Raw genomic sequence first — 24,190 nt, forward strand, 5'->3', positions numbered from 1 at the left:
TCCGGTGCGCTCGCCGCTGCTGTGGACGTTGATCGCGTCCGCGGTACTGCTGTGCGGGGTCGGGGGCTGGCTGCTCACCGACCCCGCGACGAGCCGCAGCGAAGCGCTCAAAACCGGTGGTCTCGCGGGTGGCGCGGTCGTCGCGCTGTACGCGTTGTGGCTCAACGACCGCCGTCGCCGCGTCGAGGAGGCGCGGCAGACGATCGAGCAGCAGCGGCACGACGTCGACCGCGAGCGGATCTCCGACGAGCGGTTCGCGAAGTCGGTGGAACTGCTCGGGCACGAGGCCGATCAGGTGCGGGTGGGGGCGTTGCACGCGCTGGCCGGGCTGGCGCGCACGCGGCCGGAGTACCGGCAGACCGTGCTGGACGTGCTGTGTTCCTATCTGCGGCGGCCGTTCACGCACGGCCGCTACGGCGGTTCCCGGGACGATGGCACCCCGGAAGAGGAACGTGAGCTGCAGGTGCGGCTCACCGCGCAACGGCTGATCCGGGACCTGCTGCCGCTGTCCGATGTGGACGAGCCAGGTCCCGATCTCGATCTGACTGGCGCGGCACTGGAGTATTTCGATCTTTCCCGCCGCCGGATCGGCGGGCTGCTGCTGCGGCACGCTTCGTTGTACAGCAGCACGAATATCAGTGGCTGTGTCTTCACCGGCCAGGTTTACTTCACCGCCGCGGGCACCGGGGCCGGTCGGCTGGTGGGCGTTTTCCGTTGCCGCGACGCGACTTTCCTCGATCGGGCTTGGTTCTCCGGTACCGAGTTCTCGGAGCGGACCAACTTCTCCGGCACGACCTTCGCCGGGCGGACCACCTTCAAGGGGGCGACGTTCGCGAAGGAAGTCTTGTTCGACGGGGCGACGTTTGCCGACTCCGCCGAGGTGCAGCTGCCGGAGGGCTGGGAGCTGGAGCCTCGGACCGGCGGCTACGTGGCGGTGCGGTCGTCGTGAGTGCCTACGCCGGTTAGAACCGGCGTAGGCACTCACGAGTCAGTCGAACAGCGCCGGAAGCGTCTTCTCCCAGGTCTCACGCAGTTCCTCGAGGGTGAACTCCGTGATGCCCTGGATCTCCAGCGTGCCGGAATCCGGGTCGACGACGCCGGTCTTGCGCCACGGCAGGCCGCGGGCGGTGCACATCTCGGTGAACCGCAGCTCCTCGGTGCGCGGGACCGCCACCAGCACGCGGCCGGACGACTCCGAGAACAGCTGAACGAACGGGTCCTGGTCGCGGTCGAGGAACACCCGCGCCCCGCACTGTCCAATCAGGACAGTTTCGGTGAGGGCCTGCGCCAGCCCGCCGTCGGCGAGGTCGTGCGCGGCGGAGATCATGCCGTCGCGCGAGCCGGCGACCAGCACGTCGGCCAGCAGCTTTTCGCGGGCAAGGTCCACCCGGGGCGGAACGCCGCCGAGGTGGCCGTGCAGCTCGCGGGCCCAGGCCGAACCGTCCAGCTCGTCGTGGGTGTCGCCGAGCAGCAGCAGGGTCTCGCCCGCTTCCGCGCCGATGCCGGTCGGGATGCGGCGGGTGACGTCATCGATCACGCCGAGCACCGCGATCACCGGGGTCGGCAGGATCGCCGTGTCGCCGGTCTGGTTGAAGAAGCTGACGTTGCCGCCGGTGACCGGGATGCCCAGCTCGACGCACGCGTCCGCGAGACCGTGCACGGCCTGTTCGAACTGCCACATCACGCCGGGGTCGGTCGGGGCGCCGAAGTTGAGGCAGTCGGACACCGCGACCGGGGTCGCGCCGCCGGTGGCGACGTTCCGGTACGCCTCGGCCAGCGCGAGCTGCGCGCCGCGGTACGGGTCGAGGTAGACGAACTTCGCGTTGCAGTCGGTGGCCACCGAGACGCCGCGGTTGCTCTCCTCGTCGATCCGGATCATGCCCGAATCGGACGGCTGGGACAGCACCGAATTGCCGCGCACGTAGCGGTCGTACTGCGCGGTCACCCATTCCTTCGACGCCTGGTTCGGCGACGCGATGAGCCTCAGGAAGTCCGCGCGCAGTTCCTCGGGCGTCGACGGACGCGGCAGCTTCGCGGACGTGTCGGCGATCAGGCCGTCCTGGAACGCGGGGCGCTCGATCGGGCGGTCGTACACCGGGCCCTGGTGCGCGACGGTGTGCGCGGGCACGTCGACCACGATCTCGTCGTTCCAGGTGATCACGAGGTGCTCGCCGTCGGTGACCTCGCCGATGTCAGTGGCGATGACGTCCCACTTGGCGCAGACCGCCATGAACGCCTCGACGTTCTCCGGCGCGACGACCGCGCACATGCGTTCCTGCGATTCGCTGGACAGCACCTCGGCGGGCGTCATTCCGGTGGCGCGCAACGGAACCCGGTCGAGGTAGATGTGCATGCCGCCGTCGCCTGCCGCGGCCAGCTCGGACGTCGCGCAGGACAGCCCGGCCCCGCCGAGGTCCTGGATGCCGACGACCAGGTTCTCCCGGAACAGGTCGAGACAGCACTCGATGAGCACCTTTTCGGTGAACGGGTCGCCGACCTGCACGCTGGGCAGCTTGCGCCGGCCCGCGGCGGATTCGTCGCCGGAGAAGGTGTCGCTGGCGAGCACGGACACGCCGCCGATGCCGTCGAGGCCGGTGCGCGCGCCGAACAGGATGATCTTGTTGCCGGAGCCGGACGCGAACGCCAGGTGCAGGTCCTCGGTGCGCATCGCGCCGACGCACAGCGCGTTGACCAGCGGGTTGCCAGCGTAGGAGGGGTCGAAGACCAGCTCGCCGCCGATGTTCGGCAGGCCGAGGCAGTTGCCGTAGCCGCCGACGCCCGCGACCACGCCGGGCAGCACGCGCTTGGTGTCCGGCGCGTCGGCCGGGCCGAAGCGCAGCGCGTCCTGCACCGCGAGCGGCCGCGCGCCCATCGCCATGATGTCGCGCACGATGCCGCCGACGCCGGTGGCCGCGCCCTGGTACGGCTCCACATAGGACGGATGGTTGTGGCTTTCCACCTTGAAGGTGACCGCCCAGCCGTCGCCGATGTCGACGACGCCCGCGTTCTCGCCGATGCCGGCCAGCATCTTGGCCTTCATCTCGTCGGTGGCGGTCTCGCCGAAGTAGCGCAGGTGCTTCTTCGAGGACTTGTAGGAGCAGTGCTCGCTCCACATCACCGAGTACATCGCGAGTTCGGCGTCGGTGGGCCGGCGGCCGAGGATTTCCCGGATCCGCGCGTACTCGTCTTCGGCGAGGCCGAGTTCGACGTACGGCTGGCTCGTTTCCGGGGTCGCCGCGGCCACTGCGGTGGTGTCAACTGTGCTGGTCACGGTATCCGTGTCAGGGTTCGCCACAGGCTCCAGACTACGTGTCGGCCGGGTCACACCCGCAGCCGCCCAGGCTGGTCGCGCGGGGATAAATCAGTCGCGCTGGACAGTCCCGGCGGCTTAGCGTCAGTGATCGTGCTTTCCGCCACGTATCCCTTTCCCGACATCCGGCTGCCGGAACGGCCGACCGCCGTTCGGTACCTGCTGGCGGTCCTGCGCGCGCGGCCGTGGCTCGTCCTCGGTGCCGCGGTGACCGGGGCGGGCTGGTCGCTGCCGAGCGCCCTGCTGCCGCTGGTGATCGGCCGCGGGGTCGACGCGATCGCGAACGGCGACACCTCCGCGCTCTGGCGCTGGGCGCTGGTCGCGGGAGTGCTCGGCGTGGTGCAGGCGCTGCTCGGCACCGGGCTGCACTTCGCGGCGTACGGCATGTGGATTCACGGCGCGGGCACCACGCAACGCCTGGTCACCGACCACACCACCCGGCTCGGCGCGAGCCTGCGCGAAGCGACCAGCACCGGCAACGTCGTCGCGGTCACCTCGTCGGACATGAACTGGATCGGCAACGCGTTCGAGGTCATCGGCCGCACGGTCGGGTCGATCGTGGCCTTCGTGGTCATCGGGATCGCGATGCTCGGCACGTCGCCGTTGCTGGGCACGGTCGCGCTCGTCGGTGTCCCGCTCGCGGTGCTCGGCATCGGACCGCTGCTCGCGCCGCTGCAGAAACGCAAAACCGCGCAGCGGGAGAATCTGAGCGACGTGAACGCGCTCGGCGCGGACATCGTGTCCGGGCTGCGGATCCTGCGCGGCGTCGGCGGCGAACGGCGGTTCCTGCGCCGGTTCCACGACGCCAGCCAGCTGGTGCGCCGGTCCGGCGTCGAGGTCGGGCGCAGCGAATCGTGGCTGGCCGCGGCGGAGGTGCTGCTGCCCGGGCTGGTGACGGTGGCGATCACCTGGCTTGGCGCGCGACTCGCGCTCGACGGCACGATCGGCGTCGGCGAGCTGGTGGCGTTCTACGGCGTTTCCGCGTTCCTGGTGGTGCCGGTGGCCACCGCGACCGAGCAGGTCAGCGCGCTCAGTTCGGGCCTGGTCGCGGCGCGCAAGGTGTGCGGGCTGCTCTCGCTACGGCCTCGGCTGGCCGAACCGGAGTCGCCGCTGCCGCTGCCGGACGGGCCGCTGGAGCTGGTGGACACGACCAGCGGCATCCGCATCGAACCGGGCAAGCTGACGGTGGTCGATCTCGGTGCCGAAGCGGAGGCGATCGCCGAACGGATGGCCCGGTTCGCCGATCCGGACGAGGACGAGAAGGTGCTGGTCGGCGGGGTCCCGGCGGATCGCGTCGCGCTCACCGAGCTGCGGGCGCGCGTGGTGTACGCGCACAACCAGGACATCTGGTTCTCCGGCGTGCTGCGCGACCAGCTCGCGCCGGCGCGTCCGGGCAACGTCGACATCTTCGCGGCGCTGCACGCGGCGGACGCCGAGGACATCGTCGAAGCGCTGCCGCGCGGGGTCGACGAGCTGATCGGCGAGCGTGGCCGCGAGGTGTCCGGTGGCCAGCGACAGCGGCTCAGCCTGGCCCGAGCGCTGGCGACCGACGCCGACGTGCTGCTGCTGGACGAGCCGACCTCGGCCGTCGACGCGCACACCGAGGCCCGGATCACCCAGCGGGCCAAGGAATTGCGGAAGGGAAAGACCACGGTGGTGTTCAGCCAGAGTCCACTGTGGAGGAACGTGGCGGACGAGATCGTAAGCGCGAAGGCGGTGACGGTATGACGACGCGGCTCCCGCTCGCGTCGAGGCGCGAGGTCCGGCAATGGGCGCGGCGCACGGCCGCCGAGCACCGGCGCGAGTTCTCCGTGATGCTCGGCCTGTTCTTCCTGGCCACGCTGATCGGGCTGGCCGGGCCGCAGCTGCTCGGCCTGCTGGTGGACGGCGTGGTCGGCCACGGCACGACGCTGCGGGTCGACCTGCTCGCGGTGGCGTTCGTGGTGGTGCTCGTGCTGCAGTCGTGGGCGAAGAAGGCGGCCCGGCTGCGCGGACGCGTCTTCGGCGAACGAGTGCTGGCGGAGAATCGCGAACGCTTCGTCAAGAACGCCCTCGACCTGCCGCTGGGCACCGTCGAAGCGGCCGGGACCGGCGATCTGCTGAGCCGCGCGACCAGCGACGTCAGCAGGCTGGACCACGCGGTGCGGTTCGCCGCGCCGGAAATCCTGATCGCCACGGTCACCGTGCTGCTGACGACGATCGCGATGATCGTGACGTCGCCGCTGCTCGCGCTCGCTCTGCTGGTGGCTGTTCCGCTGCTGGTTTCGGTGAACGTCTGGTACCAGCGGCGGATTCCGAAGGCCTTCGCGTGGATGCTCGACCGGTGGGGCGACCTGCAGTCGGTCACCCACGAGACGGTGGAGGGCGCGCGGACCGCGGAGGCGTTGAGCCTCACCGAGCGGCGGCTGCGCACCGGGCATCACGCGCTCGACCAGGCGGTGCTCGGCGAGCGGCGGATGCGGTCGTATCAGCTGCGCTGGCTGCCGTCGCTGGAGATCAGCTACGTGCTGCCGATCGCGGCGCTGCTGCTGCTCGGTCTGCTCGCCTACCAGCAGGGCTGGGCCGGGCTCGGCACGATCACCACGATGCTGGCGTACGCGCAGGCGATGACCACGCCGCTCAACGAGGCGCTGTTCTGGCTGGAAGACCTGCAGGTCGCGATGGCCGCGGCGCGCCGGATCCTCGGCGTGCGTCCGTCCGAGACCACGGAGAAGGTCACCGACGTGCCGCGCGGACGCGACATCGAGGTGCGCGACGTCCGCTTCGGCTACACGGCGGACCGCGAGGTGCTGCACGGCATCGACCTGAGCGTGCCGAGGGGCGAACGGCTGGCGATCGTCGGGCCGTCGGGGGCGGGCAAGTCGACGCTGGGCAGGCTGCTGGCCGGAATCTCGGCGCCGACCGCCGGGTCGATCCAGGTCGGCGGCACCGAGGTGTCGACGCTCGCGGACGACGTGCTGCGCGGCGAGGTTCTGCTGCTGACGCAGGAGCACCACACGTTTTCCGGGACGCTGCGGGAAAACCTGGCGCTGCCTGCCCGGCGCGAGGGCGGCGATTGGACCGACGAGGAGCTGAACGCCGCGCTCGCGTCCGCCGGTGCGGCGGAATGGGCGGCCGGGCTGCCGGACGGTCTGGACACCAAGCTCGGTTCGGGCGCGTACGCGGTGCCGGCCGGTCTCGCGCAGCAGCTGGCGCTGGCCCGGGTCGTCCTGGCCGACCCGCACACGCTGGTGCTGGACGAGGCGACGTCGCTGCTGGACACCGGGTCGGCGCGGGAGCTGGAACGGTCGCTGAACGCGGTGCTCGAAGGCCGCACGGTGATCGCCATCGCACACCGGCTCCACACGGCCGCGGCGGCGGACCGGGTCGCGGTGGTCGAGGGCGGCCGGATCACCGAGCTTGGCCCACATGAGGACTTGATCGCGGCGGGCGGTCCGTATTCGCGGCTGGTCGCGGCCGCGAGCTGAAGCGCGATTCCCAGACGGCAAATCTGGCGCGGTGAAGCTGTGGGTGAACTTGGGAGGGAATCAGACTTCCCCAAATACACTACCCGCATCGAAAGGGGGAGCGGGTAGTGACGGACAAAATAGGTGGCCGGCGGGCACTCCTCATCAGCTCGGCATTTCTGGCAGTCGTGGTGATCGCGGCGATCGTGGTACCGCTCGCGTTCAACAGCGGCAAGGTGCCCGGCCACGCGATCGCAGTGTCTCAGCCAGGTCCGTGGCAGCTGGGATCGGACCGGATCCCGCCGTACGGCAACGGCATCGATTCCTGGGTCGTGGGCGACGATCTGGTGCTGGTGAACGACACCTATGCGGTCGCGTACGCACGGAGCGACGGTAAAGAACGCTGGCGGATCCCCTCCCCTCCGGCCATTTCTGCGGGGCGAGCACCTCTGTCGTCGATAACCACATCGCCGTCGGCTATGGGGATCACTGCTCGAGCGCGGCCGTGCTGGATGTCAACGCGGGAAAGCTGCTGTGGCAGCGGGCGATGCCCATCACCTCGTCGGGAAGCCCGTCGGAGGCGAAACTCGACGAGCACGCAGTGCTGGAGATCGTCGGCGGTTCGGTCGTGGTCGTGCACTACCAGCAGCTGCTCGGGCTGGACGCGGCCACCGGCGCCGTCCGCTGGTCCGAGGTCACGCCACCGACCGACGAGAAGGTGTACTCGAACTGCATCCCGTCGGACGGGATGCGGCGGAGCGCGGACTTCGTACTGCTGTCCCACTGCAGCGCCAAGGACTCCGGCAACGACTTGTACGTCGCCGTCGCCGTCGATCCCGCGACCGGAAAAGCCAAGCAGCACAACGAGTTCGTGAAGAGCACGTCCTACCTCACGATGGCGTGGGTGAGCGCGTCGCCGCTGGTCGCCTACCTCAGCGATGCGTCGAAAGGGGTGTACGAAACTCTCGACGACTCGCTCGAACCGGTTTCCACCATCGAGGCCGGAGACGCGTTGAACGGCTTCCTGGGCGACGACGGATTCGGCTACAGCCTGAGCGGGATCTCCAACGGCACGTCACATCGACGTTCGCGAGCACTCGTCACGGGCACCACGATGATCGCGCTGACAAGCCCGCAGAAGCCCAACCGCCTCGCCGCGTTCGACCTCCGCACCGGTGCCAAACGCTGGGAAGTCCCGGCACCCGGCGGTGGCATTGTCGCGGCACCGCTCGCGGTGGAGGGCGGGCAGGTGATCGCCGTGGTCTCCGCTGGCCAGGACAGTCCTGATCAGCACATCGTCAAGTTCTCATTGGACGCCGGAGCGGTGACACCCGTGCGCACGGTCTCGCTCCCGGGTTCCGGCGATCGCCGCTTGGCACCGTGGTTCTGCCGCTTGTTCTGGGCAGACGGGGTCGTTTTCGGAGTCCGCGGGATCTACAGCGGGCAGTCCACGGCACTGGTCTTCCGGCTCGGCTGATTCTTCTGCCTCGGCTCCGCCGAGGCGGCGGGATCGCCTTTAAGCCGGCGTCTGGGTGAGCAGCGCACTCGGCCCGGGGGCCGAGCACGCTGCTCACCCAGACGCCGGCGCGATCCCGCGTTGTGGTTCCGATTGGTTAAAAGAGGCCGGGCCGCGACTGGGCGGAATGTCTGGCTGGGAGTCGGCGTTGGCCCTGGCGGATTCTGATCTTCCTAGCCTGGGGGTGACGCCGGATGGCGGTCATGACTGTGGACGAACGAGAGAAGTTCCTCGCCGAGAAGCGGGTGGGCGTGCTGTCGATCGGCCGGGACGGGGCGGCTCCGCTCGCCGTGCCGGTTTGGTACGACTACGAGCCCGGCGGCGAACTGCTGATCTGGATGGATCGCGGATCGGCGAAGGACCGCGCGATCGAGGCGTCCGGCAAGCTGAGCCTCACGGTGCAGCAGGAAACGCAGCCGTACAAGTACGTCACGGTGTCCGGTCCGGTCGTGGACCGGTCCGCGGCTCCGACCGAGGAGCAGGCGCTCGCCATCGCTTCGCGGTACGCGCCCGAGGCCGAGGCGCGGAAGTTCGTCGAGGGCTCGCTCACGGAGAACTCGGTGCTGGTGCGGGTGCGCACCGAGCGCTGGCTCTCCAGCGACCACAGCAAGTAACGCGAAAGGGGCCCCGGGAGGTTTCCCAGGGCCCCTTTTCGGTGCGGTCAGGCCTTCACGAGCGCGTCGACCGCGCTGTAGAACATGCCGAGACCGTCGTCGGACGGGCCGGTGAGCGCGTCGATCGCGTGCTCCGGATGCGGCATGAGACCGACCACGCGGCCGTTCTCGCTGGTGACGCCCGCGATGTCGTTGCGGGAGCCGTTCGGGTTGCCGCCGACGTAGCGGAACGCCACCCGGCCCTCCGCCTCCAGCATGTCCACAGTGGACTGGTCGGCGACGTAGCAGCCGTCGTTGTTCTTGAGCGGAATCAGGATTTCCGCGCCAGCCTCGTAGCGCGTGGTCCACGCGGTGCCGTTGTTGTCCACGCGCAGCCACTGGTCACGGCACACGAAGTGCAGGCCGACGTTGCGGATCATCGCGCCGGGGAGCAACCCGGCTTCGCACAGGATCTGGAAGCCGTTGCAGATGCCGAGCACCGGCATGCCCTTGTGCGCGGCGTCGATGACCGAGGTCATGACCGGCGCGTAGCGGGCGATCACGCCGGCCCGCAGGTAGTCGCCGTAGGAGAAGCCGCCCGGGACGACGACCGCGTCGACGCCCTTCAGGTCGTCGTCGGCGTGCCACAGCGAGACGGCCTCGGCGTCGGCGTAACGGACCGCGCGGGCGGCGTCGCCGTCGTCGAGCGTGCCGGGGAAGGTGATGACGCCGATGCGGGCGCTCACGCCTCCACCCGCCGGATCGTCCACTGCTCGATCACCGGGTTGGCGAGGAAGCCCTCGGCCATCTTGGCCAGCGTCTCGTCATCGACGTCGTCGTCGACCTCGAGTTCGAAGTGCCGCCCCTGGCGCACGTCGGCGACCCCGGAGAAGCCCAGCCGCGGCAGCGCACGCGCCACCGCCTGGCCCTGCGGGTCGAGGATCTCGGGTTTGGGCATGACGTCGACAACGACTCGAGCCACGGCTGGCTGCTCCTTATTTCTGCAGGTCGTGGGTGCGGTTGAAGCGTACTTCACTAGCCTGATCGGCAGACAGACCGGTATCGAGGGGGAGACATGAACCACCCGCCGCAAGGCCCGTACCCGCAGCAGGGTCCTTATCCGCCGCGCGGACCGCAGCCTGGGCAGTTCCCGCAGCAGTTCCCGCCGCAGTTCGGCCAGTACCCGCCGCCGCCGAAGAAGAAATCGAAGGCCGGGCTGTGGATCTCGCTCGGCGCGGCGGTCGTCGTGCTCGGCGGCGCGGTCGCGTTCACCGGCTGGGTGACGCCGGGCTTCTTCAAGGAGAAGCTGGACACGACGTCGCAGGGCACGCCGGAGCAGGTGGCCCAGTCGGTCGCGAACTCGATCACCGAGCAGACCGGCCTGGATCAGCTGTGGTGCAAGATCCGGTCGAAGCGGTCCTACACCGCCGACGAGTTCTTCCGGAGCGCGAAGGGCGAGGCGAAGATCAGCAATCCGGTGCACCCGACCGGCCAGCAGGAACGCGCGGCGACAATCACCGCGGGCGACCTCAGCTACGGCATCGCGATCATCCCGGACGGCAAGGGCTGGTGCGTGCGCGACGCCAAGTCCGGCGGCGAACCGGCTCCGCTGGCCAGCCTGTCGACGGATCCGAAGCCGCGACCCCAGGTGAAGGACGGCACGGACGCCGCGACCAAGTTCATCGACGCGGTCAACGCGCGGGACATCCCGGCGGCGCTGTCGGTGATGTGCCGGGACGCCCCGGACACCACCCGCGACGGCACCCAGCAGTGGATCTACGGCGAAACCAAGCTCACCCCGCGCAAGACGGACGTGCTGACCACCGCGGGCCGGACCATCGTGCATCTCGACACCAAAGTGGACGGCGTGACCGGAGTGGGCCGGGTGGAGACCGACGACGACGCGGCGGACGGCGCGTGCGTCACGTCCTTCGATGCCACTTCTGACTGATCGGTTTTCCGGGGACTTGCGCGTAGCGTGACCTGCGCCATGATGTGTCGTTGACAGGGTGTCAACACCACCGGGAGGCAGCGTGCCAGAGCAGGACTCCTTCGACTACGTGATCGTCGGCGCGGGCAGCGCGGGCTGTGTGCTGGCGAACCGGCTGAGCGAGGACCCGTCCGCGCGGGTGCTCCTGCTGGAGGCCGGCGGCGAGGACACCGCGGACGAGGTCAAGATCCCGGCGGCGTTCGCGTCGCTGTTCAAGACGAAGTGGGACTGGAACTACGAGACCGTCGAGCAGAAGCACACCGGCAAGACGGCGTACTGGCCGCGCGGCCGGATGCTCGGCGGCTGCTCGTCGATCAACGCGATGATCTACATCCGCGGCAACCGCGCCGACTACGACGGCTGGCGCGATGCGCACGGAGCCACCGGCTGGGGCTGGGACGACGTGCTGCCGTACTTCAAACGCGCCGAGGGCAACCAGCGCTTCGGCGGTCCGCTGCACGGCACGGACGGCCCGCTGCACGTCGAGGACCGGCGGTTCACCCACGAGCTGTCGCACGCGTGGGTGGACAGCGCCGTGTCGTGGGGGCTCAAGCACACCGACGACTTCAACGGCGAGTCGCAGGAGGGGGCCGGGCTCTACCAGGTCACCTGCAAACGCGGCCGCCGCTGGTCCACGGCGGACGCGTACCTGCGACCGGCACTGGAGCGGCCGAACCTGACGGTGCGGACGAACGCGCAGGTCACCCGGGTGGTCTTCGAGGGCACCCGAGCGGTCGGAGTGTCCTATCTGGACAAAGGCGTGCCGACGACGGTCCGCGCGGACGCCGAGGTGCTGCTGTCCGGCGGCGCGATCAACTCGCCGCAGCTGCTGATGCTGTCCGGCGTCGGACCGGCCGAGCACCTGCGCGAACTGGGCATCGACGTGGTCGCCGCGCTGCCCGGCGTCGGCGACAACCTGCACGACCACCCGGCGGTCGGCGTGATCTGGTCGACGAAGGGCACGACCGACATCGCGGACTCGGCGACGCCGGCCGGGCTGGTGCGCTACCAGCTGACCAAACGCGGTCCGCTGGCGTCGAACATCGGCGAGGCAGGCGCGTTCTACTCCACGCGAGACGGCTTGGCCGCGCCGGACATGCAGATCCACGTAGCCCCGACATTGTTCTACGACAACGGAATGCGCGAACCGACCTGCCCCGGCTTCACGTCCGCGGCGACTTTGGTCGACGTCGCGAGCCGCGGGCGACTCCGGCTGAAGTCGGCGAATCCGTTGTGGAAGCCGGAAATCGACCCGGCTTACTACTCGGAGTCGATCGACCTGGAGTCCGTGAAGTCGGCACTGCGTTCACTGATCGAGATCGGCCGTTCGGGCCCGCTGGCGAAGTTCCTGGACCGGCCGTTCCTGCCGGCGACGCACGAACTGTCGGACGAGGCGCTCACCGAGCACGTCCGGGAGAACACGCAGACGCTCTATCACCCGGTCGGCACGTGCGCGATCGGCAGCGTGGTGGATCCGGACCTGAAGGTGCACGGGGTTTCGGGGCTGCGGGTGGTGGACGCTTCGGTGATGCCGGTGGTGCCGCGCGGGAACACGAACGCGCCGACGATCATGGTGGCGGAGAAGGCGGCGGACTTGATCCGGGCTCGATGAACGCTCTGTCGACCTGGCGGGATCTCCTCGCCGCCTGGGCGATTCCGGACACCGTGCAGCCGCCGGAATCGCCCTGGGTTCTGCCGCGCGAGGTGTTTCTGCGGCGGGCCGACCGGCAGATCGCCGATCCGATCGGGGCGACGCACCGGTTGGCCGCCGAGGCGCTGCGGGAGCCGGGCACGGTGCTCGACATCGGCGCGGCGGCCGGGGCGGCGAGTCTGCCCCTGGTCGGCCGGTCGGAAGTTACCGCAGTGACCGCGCTGGACACCGATGACGAGTTGCTCGCCGCGTTCGCCGAGCGGGCTGCGGGCGTTGAGCATCGGCTGTTGTCCGGCCGGTGGCCCGATCTCGCTGTGGAGGCCGGCGCGGCGGATGTCGTGGTGTGCGGGAATGTCGTCTACAACGTCCCCGATCTGGCTCCGTTCGCCGCGGCGCTCACGGCGGCGGCTCGGCGGCTAGTGGTGGTCGAGCTGGCCGCGCGGCATCCGTTGACCGAGCTTAACCCGCTGTGGCAACGGTTTCACGGCATTGAACGACCGGCCGGACCGACTGCCGAGGATTGTGTCGCGGCGCTCTCGGAAGTGGGGATCGAGCCGGAAGTCGTGGCCTGGCGGCGACCGCCGGAGCCGGAGTACGCGGAGTTCGCGACGCTGGTGGACGTTGTGCGGCGGCGGTTGTGTTTGCCGTCGTCCGCGGCGGCCGACGTCGAGCGGGCGCTGCTGGAGATGGGCGTCGACCCTGAGGTGCCGCCAGATCTCGGGTCATCCGGCAGGGAGCTGGTGACCCTGGCTTGGCCCGGCACGAATAGCTGACCGACAAGGAAACCCAGGGCGACGAGCAGGTAGGCGTCGCCGACGAGGTGCTCCCACGGTCCCCACGCGAGTTCCCTCATCCCGCTGGACGGCACAAGCGTGTGCGGCCCGATGACGAAGACCGCGATACCCGCGATCAACGCAGCGGCGGCGTACGGGGTGCGGACCCGGGCGGCGAGGATGAGCGCGGCGGGCACGACCCAAACCCAGTGGTGCGACCAGGAAATTGGCGAAAGGACCAGCACGGCCGCCGCGTTGACGACGAACGCGAGCGGGCCGTCGACGCGCCGCATGACGACTACAGTGGCGATCAGGACGAACGCGGACAGGGCCAGCCACCACAGGTCGTAGGTGCCGGGCAGCAGGGCGAGACGGTTGAGGGCGCCTTGGATGGTCTGATTGGTCGCGTAGGGCGCGCCGCTGAAGCCGCCGGCACCGGTGAGGCCGCCGCCGAAGAAGTACTGGGCGGACGCGTGCGGGGCGATCAGAAAGCCGAGTAACGTGGCTCCGGCACCGGTGATCAACGCATTGCGGATGGCTCGGAAGTCCTTGGCCAGCACAAAGAACAGCAGGAAACCGGCGGGGGTTACCTTGATCGCGGCAGCCAGGCCGACGAGTACGCCGCGTGGCAAGCGTGTGGTCGGCGCTAGGCAATCGACGGCGACCAGTGCCATCAGGACGAGGTTGATCTGTCCAAAAGAGAGGGTCGCGCGTACTGGCTCGAAGGCAAGCGCGGCAACGGTGAGTGCGCACGCGGTTACCGTTGCTGTGCAGCGATTCCAGCCCTGCCGCACTCGACGGACTACCACGTACAGAACGACCCAGAGCGACACGACGGAGACGAGATCGAGCAGAACGGACGCGACGGACAGCGGCGGAAGTGCCAAGGCGGAGAAGAGAATCGCGGCGAACGGTGGATAGATGAACGGCAGCATGGAGCCCGCCGTGGTGGCGGGAAGTGGCCCGTAGAGGTCGCCACCGTGCAGGACGGCGTCCGCGCCGAAGCGGTAGACCTGCAGGTCAACCGGGTTGAAGCTGCTGGTGAGGACCGCTAGACCTGCTGCCGCGGCGAAGGCCAGCACCGAAGCGAGGACCTGCCCGGATTTTCCTTGCCACCACATACGAAGCCGAGTGTAACCTCGCTGCCGTTGCTCAGCTGAATGGCCGAGGCGAACGCTCTTCCCGGTAGGCGTGCAGGATTTCGCGCGCCTCCTCCGCGGAACGGCGGATGCTGTCCGCGACGACGTCGACAAAGCGCGCGATGCCCTCGAGCCGGATAGCGGCCTGCGTGTCGGGACCTAGCACTTCGACGCCGCGCCGCGCGGTTTCCGCGAGGCGGAGGTTGGCGCGGACGGTGGCCATGATCGACTCGTAGAAGACGTCGTCGTCGACCAGGTAGCGCTCGCGGCGGCCCTCGTCGCGTTCCCGCCGGACCAGGCCCTGGTGTTCCAGGAACGCGATCGCCTTCGACACCGACGCGGGGCTGACCTGCAGCCGGCGGACGAGTTCGGCGGCGGTGAGGCCGCCGGAATCGGTGGTGTAGAGCGCGACCAGCAACCGGGCGGTCATTTTGGGCAGCCCGGCGTCGGTGAAGACGGCGGCGAACGCTTCCTCATACTCGCGGACCGCTTCGGCGTCGCGTCCGCCCTCCGGCGAGACCGGCCGAGTCCGGCGGGCGGCCGACTGCCTGCTCCGGTGGGCGCGGTGCTCGGTGGCGTGCTGGGCGAGGTCGGCGCGGTAGCCGGCGGGGCCGCCGTTGCGCAGCACCTCGCGCGTGACCGTCGAAGTGGGGCGGCCGAGACCGCGGGCGATCTCCGCGTACGCGAGACCGTCGGCGAGGCCGAGCGCGATCTGACGCCGGTCCTGCTGCGTGAGCCTGCCACCTGGCATGGGGCCTCCTGTCGTCCGCTGCCGAGGATAGCGTTGATCTTACTGTCATTGCAACGCGCCCGTTGCGTTGACTTCAGCCCTCGTTGCAACGATCCACTGTCGTTTACCTGGTGTTATGCATGTTCAGCGCAATAACCAGGCTGGCACATTTTTGAAACGCAACGTAGCGTTTCGCAGGTCAGAAACCACTGAGGGAAGGAACCCGATCGTGACCGCCACCGAGAACTACCAAGCAGCCGAACTGCTCCTGCGCCGCCCCGCCCGCCCTGGCGAGCTGGTCGTCGGCGACCGCGTCCGTCCACAGTGGATCGACGGCGGGGCGCGGTTCTGGTACGCCGTGAACCACGGCGGCCACAAGCAGTTCTTCCTCGTCGACCCGGCCGCGGGCACCCGCACCCCGGACTTCGATCCGGCACAGCTGCCCGTCGCTACGCCGCCGGGCGGCCCGCTGGACGTGCCCTCGCCGGACGGAAAGGTCGCGGTGTCGCAGCGCGGCGCGGACCTGTGGGCGGTGTCCGGCGACCGGGAATGGCCGCTGACCACCGACGGCGCGCCCGGCTACCAGTACGGCACCAGCCCGGAAAGCCTCGGCAACGGCACCCTGTTGCGCAAGTTCGGGCTGCCGCACCTGCCGCCCGCAGTGGTGTGGTCGCCGGACTCGACCAAGGTGCTGACCCACCGGACGGACGAGCGCGCGGTCCGCGAAACGCATCTGCTCGAAGCCCGGCCCGCGGACGGCAGCGCGCCGGCCCTGCACACGCAGCGCTATCCCTATGCAGGCGACGAAAACATGGCACTCGCCGAACTGGTGGTGCTGGACGTCGCTACCGGCACGACGGTCCGCGCGCAGGCAGAACCGCTGCTCGCACCGATGTTGTCGCCGGTCACGGGCAAGTGGGCGTGGTGGTCGGCGGACGGTTCGGCGGTGTATTTCCTCCGCCAGCCGCGCGACCGGCACACCCTCGCGCTGCACCGGATGGACCCGGCGACCGGCGAGGTCACCACGGTGCTGAGCGAAACCGGGCCGACGCGCGTCGAGCCCAACCAGTGGCTTTACGAGCCGCCGATCGTGCGCGTGCTGGAGAACGAGGTGCTGTGGTACTCGCAGCGCGACGGCTGGGGCCACCTGTATCGCTACGACCTGCACACCGGCGAGCTGCTGAACCAGGTCACCTCAGGCGAGTGGGCGGTGCGGCAGATCCTGCACGTCGAGGCGGAGACGGTGTACTTCGTCGCGTCCGGACTGGTCGCCGAGGATCCGTACCGGCGCACGGTGTGCCGGATCGCCTTGGACGGCACCGGATTCGCCAAGGTGACCGACGATTCGCTCGACCACGTCGTCGCGATGCCGGACAGCATGGCGTACTTCGTCGACTCAGCGTCCACTGTGGATACTCCGCCGGTGTCGACGGTCCGCGACTGGTCCGGTCGCGTGCTGGTCGAGCTGGAACAGGCGGATATCACGAAGCTCGTCGCGACCGGGTGGACGCCGCCGGAACCATTCTGTGTCAAGGCGGCCGACGGGGTCACCGACATCTACGGCGTGCTTTACCGGCCGCACGACTTCGATCCGGCGAAGACGTATCCGGTGGTGGACAACATCTATCCCGGCCCGCAGGTCACCCGGGTCTCGCCGTCGTTCGACCCGGGCGGTATGGGCTTGGACGCGGAACCCCTTGCCGCACTGGGCTTTGTGGTGCTGGCGGTGGACGGACGCGGTACGCCGGGCCGAAGCAAGGCGTTCCACGACGCGTCCTACGGCAAGCTCGCCGACGCAGGCAGCCTGGACGATCACGTCGCGGCATTGCGGCAGCTCGCCGAGACGCGGCCGTGGATGGATCTCGACCGGGTGGGCGCGTTCGGGCATTCTGGTGGCGGATTCGCGACTGTGCGGGCGATGCTGGACTTTCCCGAAGTGTACCGGACTGGCGTCGCGTTGTCCGGCTCCCACGACGCGCGGTACTTCAGTTTGGACTTCGTGGAGGCTTACGACGGCGCGGACAATCCGGAAGCTTGGACCGCTTCGTCCAATGTGGAGATAGCGGATCGGTTGGCGGGCAAGCTGTTGCTGGTGCACGGGGAGATGGACGACCGGGTGCATCCGGATCACACGATGCGGCTGGCGGATCGGCTGATCGCGGCCAACAAGGACTTCGAGCTGCTCATCGTGCCCGGTGCCGAGCACGTGTTCATCGACTGCCTGTCCTATGTCCGCACGCGTGGCTGGGATTTCCTGGTGCGCGAACTGCTCGGCGAGCAGCCGCCTGCCTACCGGCCCGCGCCGATCACGATCGATCCGGAGCTGCTTGGCGAGCTGTTCGCCTGACGATCTCCGTTTTTGTCGGACCCCGTCGATACTCTCGGGCCATGAGCACTTCCCTCTACTACGACGCGAGCCGGGCGACCGCGCTCACCTCAACCGAGACGGCCGCCGTCGAGCGTATCGTCACCGCACACCAATCGAATTTTCCTTACCAGGACGAGGAATCCCTCTTCCTGTACGAGGAGGGCGGCAGCGAACCGGACGCGATCGTGGCCGGGTCCACCAAAATGCCGTTCGATCCGGACCGGGTCATGCCGGTGCTCGAGCAGGTGCTCGGCTCGGTGACCGAGTTGCGCCGTGCCCTTCCGGACGCGGAGTGGCGGGTGCACCTGGACGATTTCGACCTCCCGTGGAACGAGAACGAGGGATATTTCCTGCCCTCGTAATCGTGTCGGGCCTAGGCGACCCGGCGCAGCGCCTCACGGGTGAGGACCGCCAGTGTCGGATAACCGTCCACCGCCATGATCAGATCCGCTTCAGCCAGCAAGGTACGCAGAACATGGACAACGCCGTCTTCACCAGCCAGCGACAAGCCCCACGCGTAAGGGCGGCCGACGCCCACCGCCGTCGCGCCCAAGGCCAGCGCCTTGACCACGTCGGCTCCGGAGCGAACGCCGGAGTCGAACAGCACCGGCGTGCTGCCCGCGGCGTCCACCACGTCGGCAAGGCAGTCCAGCGCCGGGAGACCGCCGTTGGCCTGCCTGCCGCCGTGGTTCGAGCAGTAGATCCCGTCGACCCCGCCGTCGATGGCGCGGCGGGCGTCGTCGGGATGCTGAATGCCTTTGACCAGCAGCGGCAGCTTCGTCAGCGAGCGCAGCCAGGGCAGGTCTTCCCAGGTCAGCGGGTTGCCGAAGAGCTGCGCCCACAGTCCGATGGCGGCCGCCGGATCGTCCTCGGGAGCCTTGCCGAGCCGCTGCCGGAACACCGGGTCGGTGAAGTAGTTGGCCAGGCAATGTCCGCGCAGCTGCGGGAAGTTCGCCGTCGACAGGTCACGCGGGCGCCAGCCGGTCACCCAGGTGTCGAGCGTGACGACGATGCCGCGGAAGCCCGCCGCCTCGGCGCGCTGCACGAGCGACGCGGCGAGGTCACGGTCGGTGGGCGTGTACAGCTGGAAGAACCCCGGAGTGTCGCCCAGTTCAGGGACGAGCGTTTCCATCGGGTCGACGCTCAGCGTCGAAGCGACCATTGGCACGCCCGTGCGCGCGCTGGCCTTGGCGGTCGCGAGGTCGCCGTGCCCGTCCTGCGCGCACAGGCCGATCACCCCGACCGGTGCCAGGAACAGCGGCGACGGCAGTTTCATCCCGAACAGGTCCACCGACAGGTCGCGTTCGTTCGCGCCGACGAACATGCGTGGGACCAGGCCCCAGCGCTCGAATGCCTCGACATTCCCGCGCTGGGTCCGCTCGTCGCCCGCCCCACCGGCCACATAGGACAGTACGGACGGCGGAAGTGCTTGTGCCGCACGCGCTTCCAGTTCCGCGTACGCCATCGGCAGGTCCGGGACGCGGCCGGTCAGCCCGGCGAAGTAGATCTCGTGCTGGAAATCGCCGAAGCCGGGCAACAGTTCTCCTCAGCGCTTGCCGTGCAGGACGGTGACCAGCTTGGCGACCAGCGCGTCCGTGGATTCTTTGCGGGAAAACGAGGTGAGCGTGAGCGGCGCGGTGAACCGCTGCCGCGCCACCGCCTTCGGCCGCGCGAACTCGCGCAACCCCTCCGGGCCGTGGATCCGCCCGAACCCCGAATCGCCGACGCCGCCGAAGGGCAGCGACGCGATGCCGGCGAACGACAGCGGCGCGTTCACCGAGGTCATTCCCGCGCGCAGCCGCGACGCCAGCTCAGCCCCGCGCGCCCGGGAGAACACGGTCGAGCCGAGGCCGTACTTGGTCGCGTTGGCCTTCTCGATCGCCTCGTCCATGTCGCGGACCTTGGCGATGGTGACCGTCGGCCCGAACGTCTCCTCGCGCACGGCCTCGGAGTCCTCCGGGACGTCGACCAGCACGGTCGGCTGCACGTAGCGGTCGCCGACGCTCTCCACGCCGCCGACCAGTGCCTTCCCGCCGCGTTGGAGCGCGTCCTCGATGTGCCGACGGATCACCGCGAGCTGCGAGGGCATGGTCACCGGCCCGTACTGCGCGTCCTCGTCCGAGCCCGCACGCACGTTCTTCGCCTTCTCCACCACCCGCGCGACGAACTCGTCGGCCACCCGCTCGTGCACATAGACACGCTCGACCCCGATGCAGGTCTGGCCGGAGTTGGAGAACGCGCCCCACACCGTCGCATCCGCCGCCGCCTCCAGATCCGCGTCCGTGTCGACCAGCAGCGCGTCCTTCCCGCCCGCCTCGATCACCACCGGGGTGAGCGTGTCCGCGGCGGCGGCCATGATCTTCTTGCCGGTCGCCGCCGAACCGGTGAACGCGATCTTGTCCACGCCGGAGCCGACCAGCGCGGCCCCGGTCTCGCCGAAACCGGTGACCAGCTGCAGCACCGGCTGCTCCGGCACGATCTCGGCGAACGCATCCACCAGCCACTTCCCGACGCCGGGGGTGTACTCGCTCGGCTTGAACACCACGGCATTGCCCGCCGCCAGCGCGTACGCGATGGAGCCGAGCGGCGTGAACACCGGATAATTCCACGGCCCGATCACGCCGACGACGCCGAGCGGGAGGTATTCGACGGTCGCGGCCTGGTTGGCCATCAGGAGGCCGGACGAGCGGCGGTGCTTGCCGAGCACCTTGCGGGCGTTCTTCGCCGCCCACGCGATGTGCTCGATCGCCAAAACGCTCTCGAGCTGGGCGTCCGCGATCGGCTTGCCGGTCTCGTCGCGCACCACCTGGCACAGTTGCGGGAGCCGCCGGGTGAGCACGCCCTTCCAGCGCTGCAGCCGCTCCGCGCGCCCGGCGAAGCCGAGGCCGTCCCACCAGCGGGCGGCCGCCCTGGCGCGCTCGACGGCGGCACCGACCTCGTCGGCCGTGTGCACCGGATAGGTGCCGACGACCTCGTCGGTGGCCGGGCTGAGCGAATCGAACGTCTCGCCGACGGGCGTCGGCTTCGGCTGGACCGCGGTCATCGGCGTCTCCCCGTCTCGGTGAACCCCCAGGCTACGAGGTTGCTGACACTCTGCCAACAGTTGCCCGGGCTTCCCGTCAGCATGTCATCCGGGAGCAGGCGCGGAAAGTCCTCAGACCGGGAGCCCTGGCCGGAAGCCGTCGGCGAACCCGCTCCGGAGCGTAAGGTTGAGCTGACCAATCTGGTAAGGAGAAAACCTGATGCGGATCGTCCATTTCGGACATTCCTGCGTATTGCTCGAGACGGCCGCGGAGCGGATTCTGCTCGACCCGGGCACGTTCTCCACCGGCTTCGAGGCCGAGCGCGAACTGTCCGCGGTGCTGATCACCCACCAGCACTTCGACCACCTCGACGTCGAACGGCTGCCCGGCCTGCTCAAGGCGAACCCGGACGCGAAGCTGATCGTCGACCCCGGTTCGGCCGAGGCGATCGAGAAGCTGCACCTGGAGTTCGAGGTCGCCAACCCGGGGGACGCGTTCGAGTTCGGCGGCACCTCGGTGTCGGTCGTCGGCGGCCAGCACGCGGTGATCCACGCCGACATCCCGGTGATCCCGAACATCGGCTACCTGGTCGACCACGGCGCGTTCTACCACCCGGGCGACTCGTTCTTCGTGCCCGAGCAGAAGGTCGACGTGCTCGGCCTGCCGACCGGAGCGCCGTGGCTGAAGGCCGGCGAAGCGGTCGACTTCCTGCGCGCCGTCGCCCCGCGCCGGTCGGTGCCGATCCACGAGGCGGTGCTGGCCAACCCGGCGATGCACTACGGGCTGTTCCAGAACCTCGCCCCGGAGGGCACCGACGTGAAGGTGCTGGAGCGAGGCGTCGCGACGGAGGTCTAGGCGGGAGCGGTGTGTCGCAGGGAGCCGTAGGTGCTCCCGAAGGCCCGGTTTTCGAGGGCGACGTCCACCGCGTCCAGCAGCGCTTGCCGCAAGCCGGGGCGGCTGAGGTCAGCGGCGTCAATGCCAAGCCGCACCAGCCCGCCTCGGCGCGCGGCCCGCGCGGAAGCCAGCACGAGCGCGAAGCAGCGGACAGTCTCCGTACGGTGCGACTGACTCGCGAAGTCCTGCACCCGCGCGCGCCGAACCTCGCCGGTCACCAGGTCCCGGACGGCGTTCTGGTCGGCACACAGCGTGAAGCCATGCTCCCGCAACGCCTGCACCGTCCCAGGCGAGGCCAGCCAACGCGGCGGCGCGAAGCCGTCGACAGTCACGCCGGTCGCGTCGAGCGCAGCCTTCGCGGCGATGAGCCGAAGCCGCGCTTCGTGCGCGGGAAGCGCGGCGAACTCAGCCTTGCGGCCTAGGTGCACTGCGCGGTGCGTCGGAGTGACGCGGTGGTCGTAACCGTTGAGGAGCACCGAGTCGCCCGCAGCGGCGCGCGTACGGACCCAGGCCGTCACGGGCCCGTCCTCGGTGCGCGCGACATGCAGAATCGATAGCGGGACGCGGCGACGTTCGAGTTCGGCCGCCAAATGCGCACAACGGTGCAGCGTGCGTGTGGTGACCCCGGACAGCGAGACCAGCAGGCGAGCATCCACGCCACCATTGCGCCGCAGCTGTGTGGCGACCGCCTGACGGAACCGTGAACTACGAGTGAGACTTTCGCGGCGGACAGTCACCGTCGAGTCAGCTCCGGCGGTTATGCCGCTTTCCGGCAGTGCCAGATAAGCAGCGACGGCACGTCCTTGGCCGCTGCCGCCAAGGCGTCCGGGACCAGGCCGTTGAGCGACCACGGCCAGAGATCCCACGGCCCACCGCCGGGGACATGCTGCGGAGTGCCCGGCGTGGGCGTCGGCTCCTCGCAGCTCACCGGCGTCAGCCCCGCAGCAAGGAACGCACGCACGTACTCGCCGACGCGATGATGACTCGTGCGCACCCGCGCCGGTGCGCCGTCAACCGTGCGTACAGACGGGATCGACCCGCGCTGGACCTGCTCCGGGTGCACGTCGGACAGCACGAGGTGCCCGCCCGGGGCGAGGACGCGAGCGAACTCCGCGATGACCTGCGCCAGATCCGGTACGTGCGGCAGCGCGAGCCCGCAGAGCACCACGTCCTGCGAACCGTCGTCAACTGGGAGTTCGTGCAGGTCAGCGACGTGGGTCGAGTCAGCCTTGGCGCGACTGAGCATCTCGGGCGAACCGTCGACGGCGACCACGTGATGTCCGCGTTCAACCAGCAGGCGGGTGAGCCGACCGGTGCCGCAGGCGGCGTCGAGCGCCCGGCCGGGCGGGATGGTGTCGAGGATCGACGCAAGGTAGGGCTCGTCGGCGAAGGCAGCGTTCTCACCGCTGTCGTACGCGGCGGCCCAGCGGGCATAACCATCTCGCGGGCCGAGCTGGGTTACCTCAACACCGTCGGCCAGGCCCTGGTCGGCCAGCAGCGCACGGATCTCCGCCAGCCGCGCCTCGACGAACTCGCGGTCGTGCTCGCCGGTGAATGCGCGGAGCAGCGCGGCTCCTTCGATGCCGAGAAGATAGGCGAGGGGATGCTCGTAGCTCACTCTTGCGGAGGCTAACCAGGCAACTGCCGCAGAGCCACTGATTTTCGCGCTACCCTCCCGTGCCATGGCCCTGTGGCGACGGATTACGTGCCACAACAGGAGAAATCGCGACGGATCGTGCTGTCCGCAGGCTCCGTGCAGGCCACCATCTCACCCCAAGAATTGCGAGACTTCGACTGCGGCCGCCTCGAAATCGCGGAGTCGCTGGACTTCCTATTCCGGGTATCCGCGGCAGCACCGACTTCCTTTGCCGAGGAACAGGTACGCACCCTGCCGAAGGACGCCGTGGTGCTGGCCCTTCCGGAAACCCCACCCGCCACGGTACTGACCGGCGACGAGCGGAACAGTTTCCTCGAATGGACTCAGCAGCTCACGGATTGACCGGTTTGGCCGCCTCCACCAGCCGCCGCACCGCGACCGCGACCCGCCCACGCAGATCGGGGTCGATGAGGGTCCCGTTTTCGACCGCCTGGCGCGGAATAGGAATCCGCGCACAAGCGTCGTCGACGATGCGAGTGCCCGCGTAGGTGAGCGTCTTGCGGAGGGACTCGTGCGCGTCCGCACCTCCGGTCGGCGCGGCGGCTGAAGACGCGTTGATCCACGCGACGGGCTTGCCGTACATCTCCCCGCCGCCGATGGTCCAGTCGAGCAGATTCTTAAAGGAACCCGGCAGACCACCGGCGTACTCCGGGGTGCAGAAGAGGACGCCATCCGCCGCACCGATCGCCTCCCGCAACGAAGCAACCTCGGCAGGCAACGGATCCCGATCATGATCGGGATTGAAGTGCGGCAGCCCAGCAAGCCCACCGTACACAGTGGACGGCGCAAACCCGGCCGCGGTCGCGATGACAGCCGCGTTGACCGAACCGGCCCGCAGGCTGCCGCTGATGAGCAGAAGCACGGACCCCAGTGTGCCAGTACGGATGCCGCTGCGGGGATGTCTTTCGGGGCGCGCCTGACTTTTCACCCGCTGCGACCGGGCGATTGCCGCGCGAGGCTGGCGAGCAACCTGCCGAGGAAGTCGTCGGCCGAGCGCGATTCCCGACGCAGCCTGGACTCAGCGACAGCGCGCCGACACCGAAACTGGCCTACCCCTGAGGCAACATCGGCCGAACGCAACTTCCGGCAGACCTCGGGCT

The 24,190-nt window shown here is 69.3% G+C and carries 21 protein-coding genes and 1 pseudogene; 12 read left to right on the top strand and 10 right to left on the bottom strand.

Annotated features, from left to right (window positions below; genetic code table 11):
• The first annotated feature begins 4 nt into the window (after positions 1-4).
• Complete coding sequence (locus RPX00_RS11645; protein ID WP_406639526.1) at positions 5-949, top strand: pentapeptide repeat-containing protein; 945 nt, start codon at positions 5-7, stop codon at positions 947-949.
• Between the two features lie 39 nt (positions 950-988).
• On the opposite strand, the gene purL is transcribed toward RPX00_RS11645, so the two are convergent.
• The gene (gene purL / locus RPX00_RS11650) at positions 989-3,271 is read right to left on the bottom strand and encodes a phosphoribosylformylglycinamidine synthase subunit PurL (RefSeq protein ID WP_406639527.1); all 2,283 of its coding nucleotides are present in this window, start codon (positions 3,269-3,271) and stop codon (positions 989-991) included.
• Positions 3,272-3,403: 132 nt separating this feature from the next.
• Here purL and RPX00_RS11655 point away from each other — a divergent pair, with 132 nt between their 5' ends.
• The 4 genes from RPX00_RS11655 to RPX00_RS11670 all read left to right on the top strand — a co-directional run bounded on the left by RPX00_RS11655 (position 3,404) and on the right by RPX00_RS11670 (position 8,886).
• Positions 3,404-5,038 (top strand): ABC transporter ATP-binding protein, encoded by a 1,635-nt coding sequence (locus RPX00_RS11655; RefSeq protein WP_406639528.1) that lies wholly within the window; start codon positions 3,404-3,406, stop codon positions 5,036-5,038.
• On the top strand, positions 5,035-6,777 hold the full coding sequence (locus RPX00_RS11660; protein ID WP_406639529.1) for an ABC transporter ATP-binding protein: 1,743 nt from the start codon (positions 5,035-5,037) through the stop codon (positions 6,775-6,777). The genes RPX00_RS11655 and RPX00_RS11660 overlap by 4 nt, the downstream gene beginning before the upstream one ends.
• 382 nt (positions 6,778-7,159) lie before the next feature.
• Complete coding sequence (locus tag RPX00_RS11665) at positions 7,160-8,233, top strand: PQQ-binding-like beta-propeller repeat protein (RefSeq protein ID WP_406642875.1); 1,074 nt, start codon at positions 7,160-7,162, stop codon at positions 8,231-8,233.
• Between the two features lie 233 nt (positions 8,234-8,466).
• The gene (locus RPX00_RS11670) at positions 8,467-8,886 is read left to right on the top strand and encodes a pyridoxamine 5'-phosphate oxidase family protein (protein ID WP_378303798.1); all 420 of its coding nucleotides are present in this window, start codon (positions 8,467-8,469) and stop codon (positions 8,884-8,886) included.
• 47 nt (positions 8,887-8,933) lie between these two features.
• Here RPX00_RS11670 and purQ read toward each other — a convergent pair whose 3' ends face one another.
• Both purQ and purS read right to left on the bottom strand, forming a co-directional pair.
• Entirely contained in the window at positions 8,934-9,611 is a 678-nt protein-coding gene (gene purQ, locus RPX00_RS11675; protein ID WP_406639531.1) for a phosphoribosylformylglycinamidine synthase subunit PurQ, read from the bottom strand.
• The gene (purS, locus tag RPX00_RS11680) at positions 9,608-9,847 is read right to left on the bottom strand and encodes a phosphoribosylformylglycinamidine synthase subunit PurS (RefSeq protein WP_037808692.1); all 240 of its coding nucleotides are present in this window, start codon (positions 9,845-9,847) and stop codon (positions 9,608-9,610) included. Before purS ends, purQ begins: the two co-directional genes overlap by 4 nt.
• Positions 9,848-9,940: 93 nt before the next feature.
• Between purS and RPX00_RS11685 the strand changes: the two genes are divergently transcribed.
• The 3 genes and pseudogenes from RPX00_RS11685 to RPX00_RS11695 all read left to right on the top strand — a co-directional run.
• A complete protein-coding gene (locus tag RPX00_RS11685) occupies positions 9,941-10,816 on the top strand; it encodes a hypothetical protein (RefSeq protein WP_406639532.1) in 876 nt (291 codons plus the stop codon).
• Positions 10,817-10,898: 82 nt separating this feature from the next.
• Positions 10,899-12,467, top strand: coding sequence for a GMC family oxidoreductase (locus tag RPX00_RS11690; RefSeq protein WP_406639534.1), 1,569 nt, complete (start codon positions 10,899-10,901; stop codon positions 12,465-12,467).
• Positions 12,464-12,904: pseudogene (locus RPX00_RS11695) on the top strand (class I SAM-dependent methyltransferase); the annotation flags it as partial. The gene RPX00_RS11690 and the pseudogene RPX00_RS11695, both read left to right, overlap by 4 nt.
• An 83-nt stretch (positions 12,905-12,987) precedes the next feature.
• Here the strand turns inward: RPX00_RS11695 and RPX00_RS11700 are convergent.
• Together RPX00_RS11700 and RPX00_RS11705 are read right to left on the bottom strand one after the other, a co-directional pair.
• Entirely contained in the window at positions 12,988-14,361 is a 1,374-nt protein-coding gene (locus tag RPX00_RS11700) for a glycosyltransferase 87 family protein (protein WP_406639535.1), read from the bottom strand.
• A gap of 70 nt (positions 14,362-14,431) precedes the next feature.
• A complete protein-coding gene (locus RPX00_RS11705) occupies positions 14,432-15,169 on the bottom strand; it encodes a MarR family transcriptional regulator (RefSeq protein WP_406639536.1) in 738 nt (245 codons plus the stop codon).
• Between the two features lie 208 nt (positions 15,170-15,377).
• Between RPX00_RS11705 and RPX00_RS11710 the strand changes: the two genes are divergently transcribed.
• Both RPX00_RS11710 and RPX00_RS11715 read left to right on the top strand, forming a co-directional pair.
• A complete protein-coding gene (locus RPX00_RS11710; protein ID WP_406639537.1) occupies positions 15,378-17,495 on the top strand; it encodes a DPP IV N-terminal domain-containing protein in 2,118 nt (705 codons plus the stop codon).
• Between the two features lie 41 nt (positions 17,496-17,536).
• Positions 17,537-17,878 carry a hypothetical protein gene (locus RPX00_RS11715; protein WP_406639538.1) on the top strand — a complete coding sequence of 114 codons (342 nt, stop codon included), beginning with the start codon at positions 17,537-17,539 and terminating at the stop codon, positions 17,876-17,878.
• 11 nt (positions 17,879-17,889) lie between these two features.
• Here RPX00_RS11715 and RPX00_RS11720 read toward each other — a convergent pair whose 3' ends face one another.
• On the bottom strand, positions 17,890-19,053 hold the full coding sequence (locus RPX00_RS11720; protein WP_406639539.1) for an alpha-hydroxy-acid oxidizing protein: 1,164 nt from the start codon (positions 19,051-19,053) through the stop codon (positions 17,890-17,892).
• Between the two features lie 9 nt (positions 19,054-19,062).
• Complete coding sequence (locus tag RPX00_RS11725; protein ID WP_406639540.1) at positions 19,063-20,559, bottom strand: aldehyde dehydrogenase family protein; 1,497 nt, start codon at positions 20,557-20,559, stop codon at positions 19,063-19,065.
• A 199-nt stretch (positions 20,560-20,758) separates the two neighbouring features.
• Between RPX00_RS11725 and RPX00_RS11730 the strand changes: the two genes are divergently transcribed.
• Positions 20,759-21,394 (top strand): MBL fold metallo-hydrolase, encoded by a 636-nt coding sequence (locus tag RPX00_RS11730; RefSeq protein WP_406639541.1) that lies wholly within the window; start codon positions 20,759-20,761, stop codon positions 21,392-21,394.
• On the opposite strand, the gene RPX00_RS11735 is transcribed toward RPX00_RS11730, so the two are convergent.
• Together RPX00_RS11735 and RPX00_RS11740 are read right to left on the bottom strand one after the other, a co-directional pair.
• The gene (locus RPX00_RS11735) at positions 21,391-22,089 is read right to left on the bottom strand and encodes a DUF2334 domain-containing protein (RefSeq protein WP_406639542.1); all 699 of its coding nucleotides are present in this window, start codon (positions 22,087-22,089) and stop codon (positions 21,391-21,393) included. The two genes, RPX00_RS11730 and RPX00_RS11735, sit on opposite strands and share 4 nt — an antisense overlap.
• 101 nt (positions 22,090-22,190) lie before the next feature.
• Complete coding sequence (locus RPX00_RS11740) at positions 22,191-23,051, bottom strand: class I SAM-dependent methyltransferase (protein ID WP_406639543.1); 861 nt, start codon at positions 23,049-23,051, stop codon at positions 22,191-22,193.
• Positions 23,052-23,123: 72 nt separating this feature from the next.
• On the opposite strand from RPX00_RS11740, the gene RPX00_RS11745 reads away from it, so the two are divergent.
• On the top strand, positions 23,124-23,432 hold the full coding sequence (locus RPX00_RS11745; RefSeq protein ID WP_406639544.1) for a hypothetical protein: 309 nt from the start codon (positions 23,124-23,126) through the stop codon (positions 23,430-23,432).
• On the opposite strand, the gene RPX00_RS11750 is transcribed toward RPX00_RS11745, so the two are convergent.
• Positions 23,422-23,898, bottom strand: a complete 477-nt coding sequence (locus tag RPX00_RS11750; RefSeq protein ID WP_406642876.1) for an NADPH-dependent FMN reductase — start codon at positions 23,896-23,898, stop codon at positions 23,422-23,424. The genes RPX00_RS11745 and RPX00_RS11750 overlap by 11 nt on opposite strands.
• Positions 23,899-24,190 lie beyond the last annotated feature (292 nt).

Source organism: Amycolatopsis sp. WGS_07, from assembly GCF_045278895.1.
Classification (GTDB): Bacteria; Actinomycetota; Actinomycetes; order Mycobacteriales; family Pseudonocardiaceae; genus Amycolatopsis.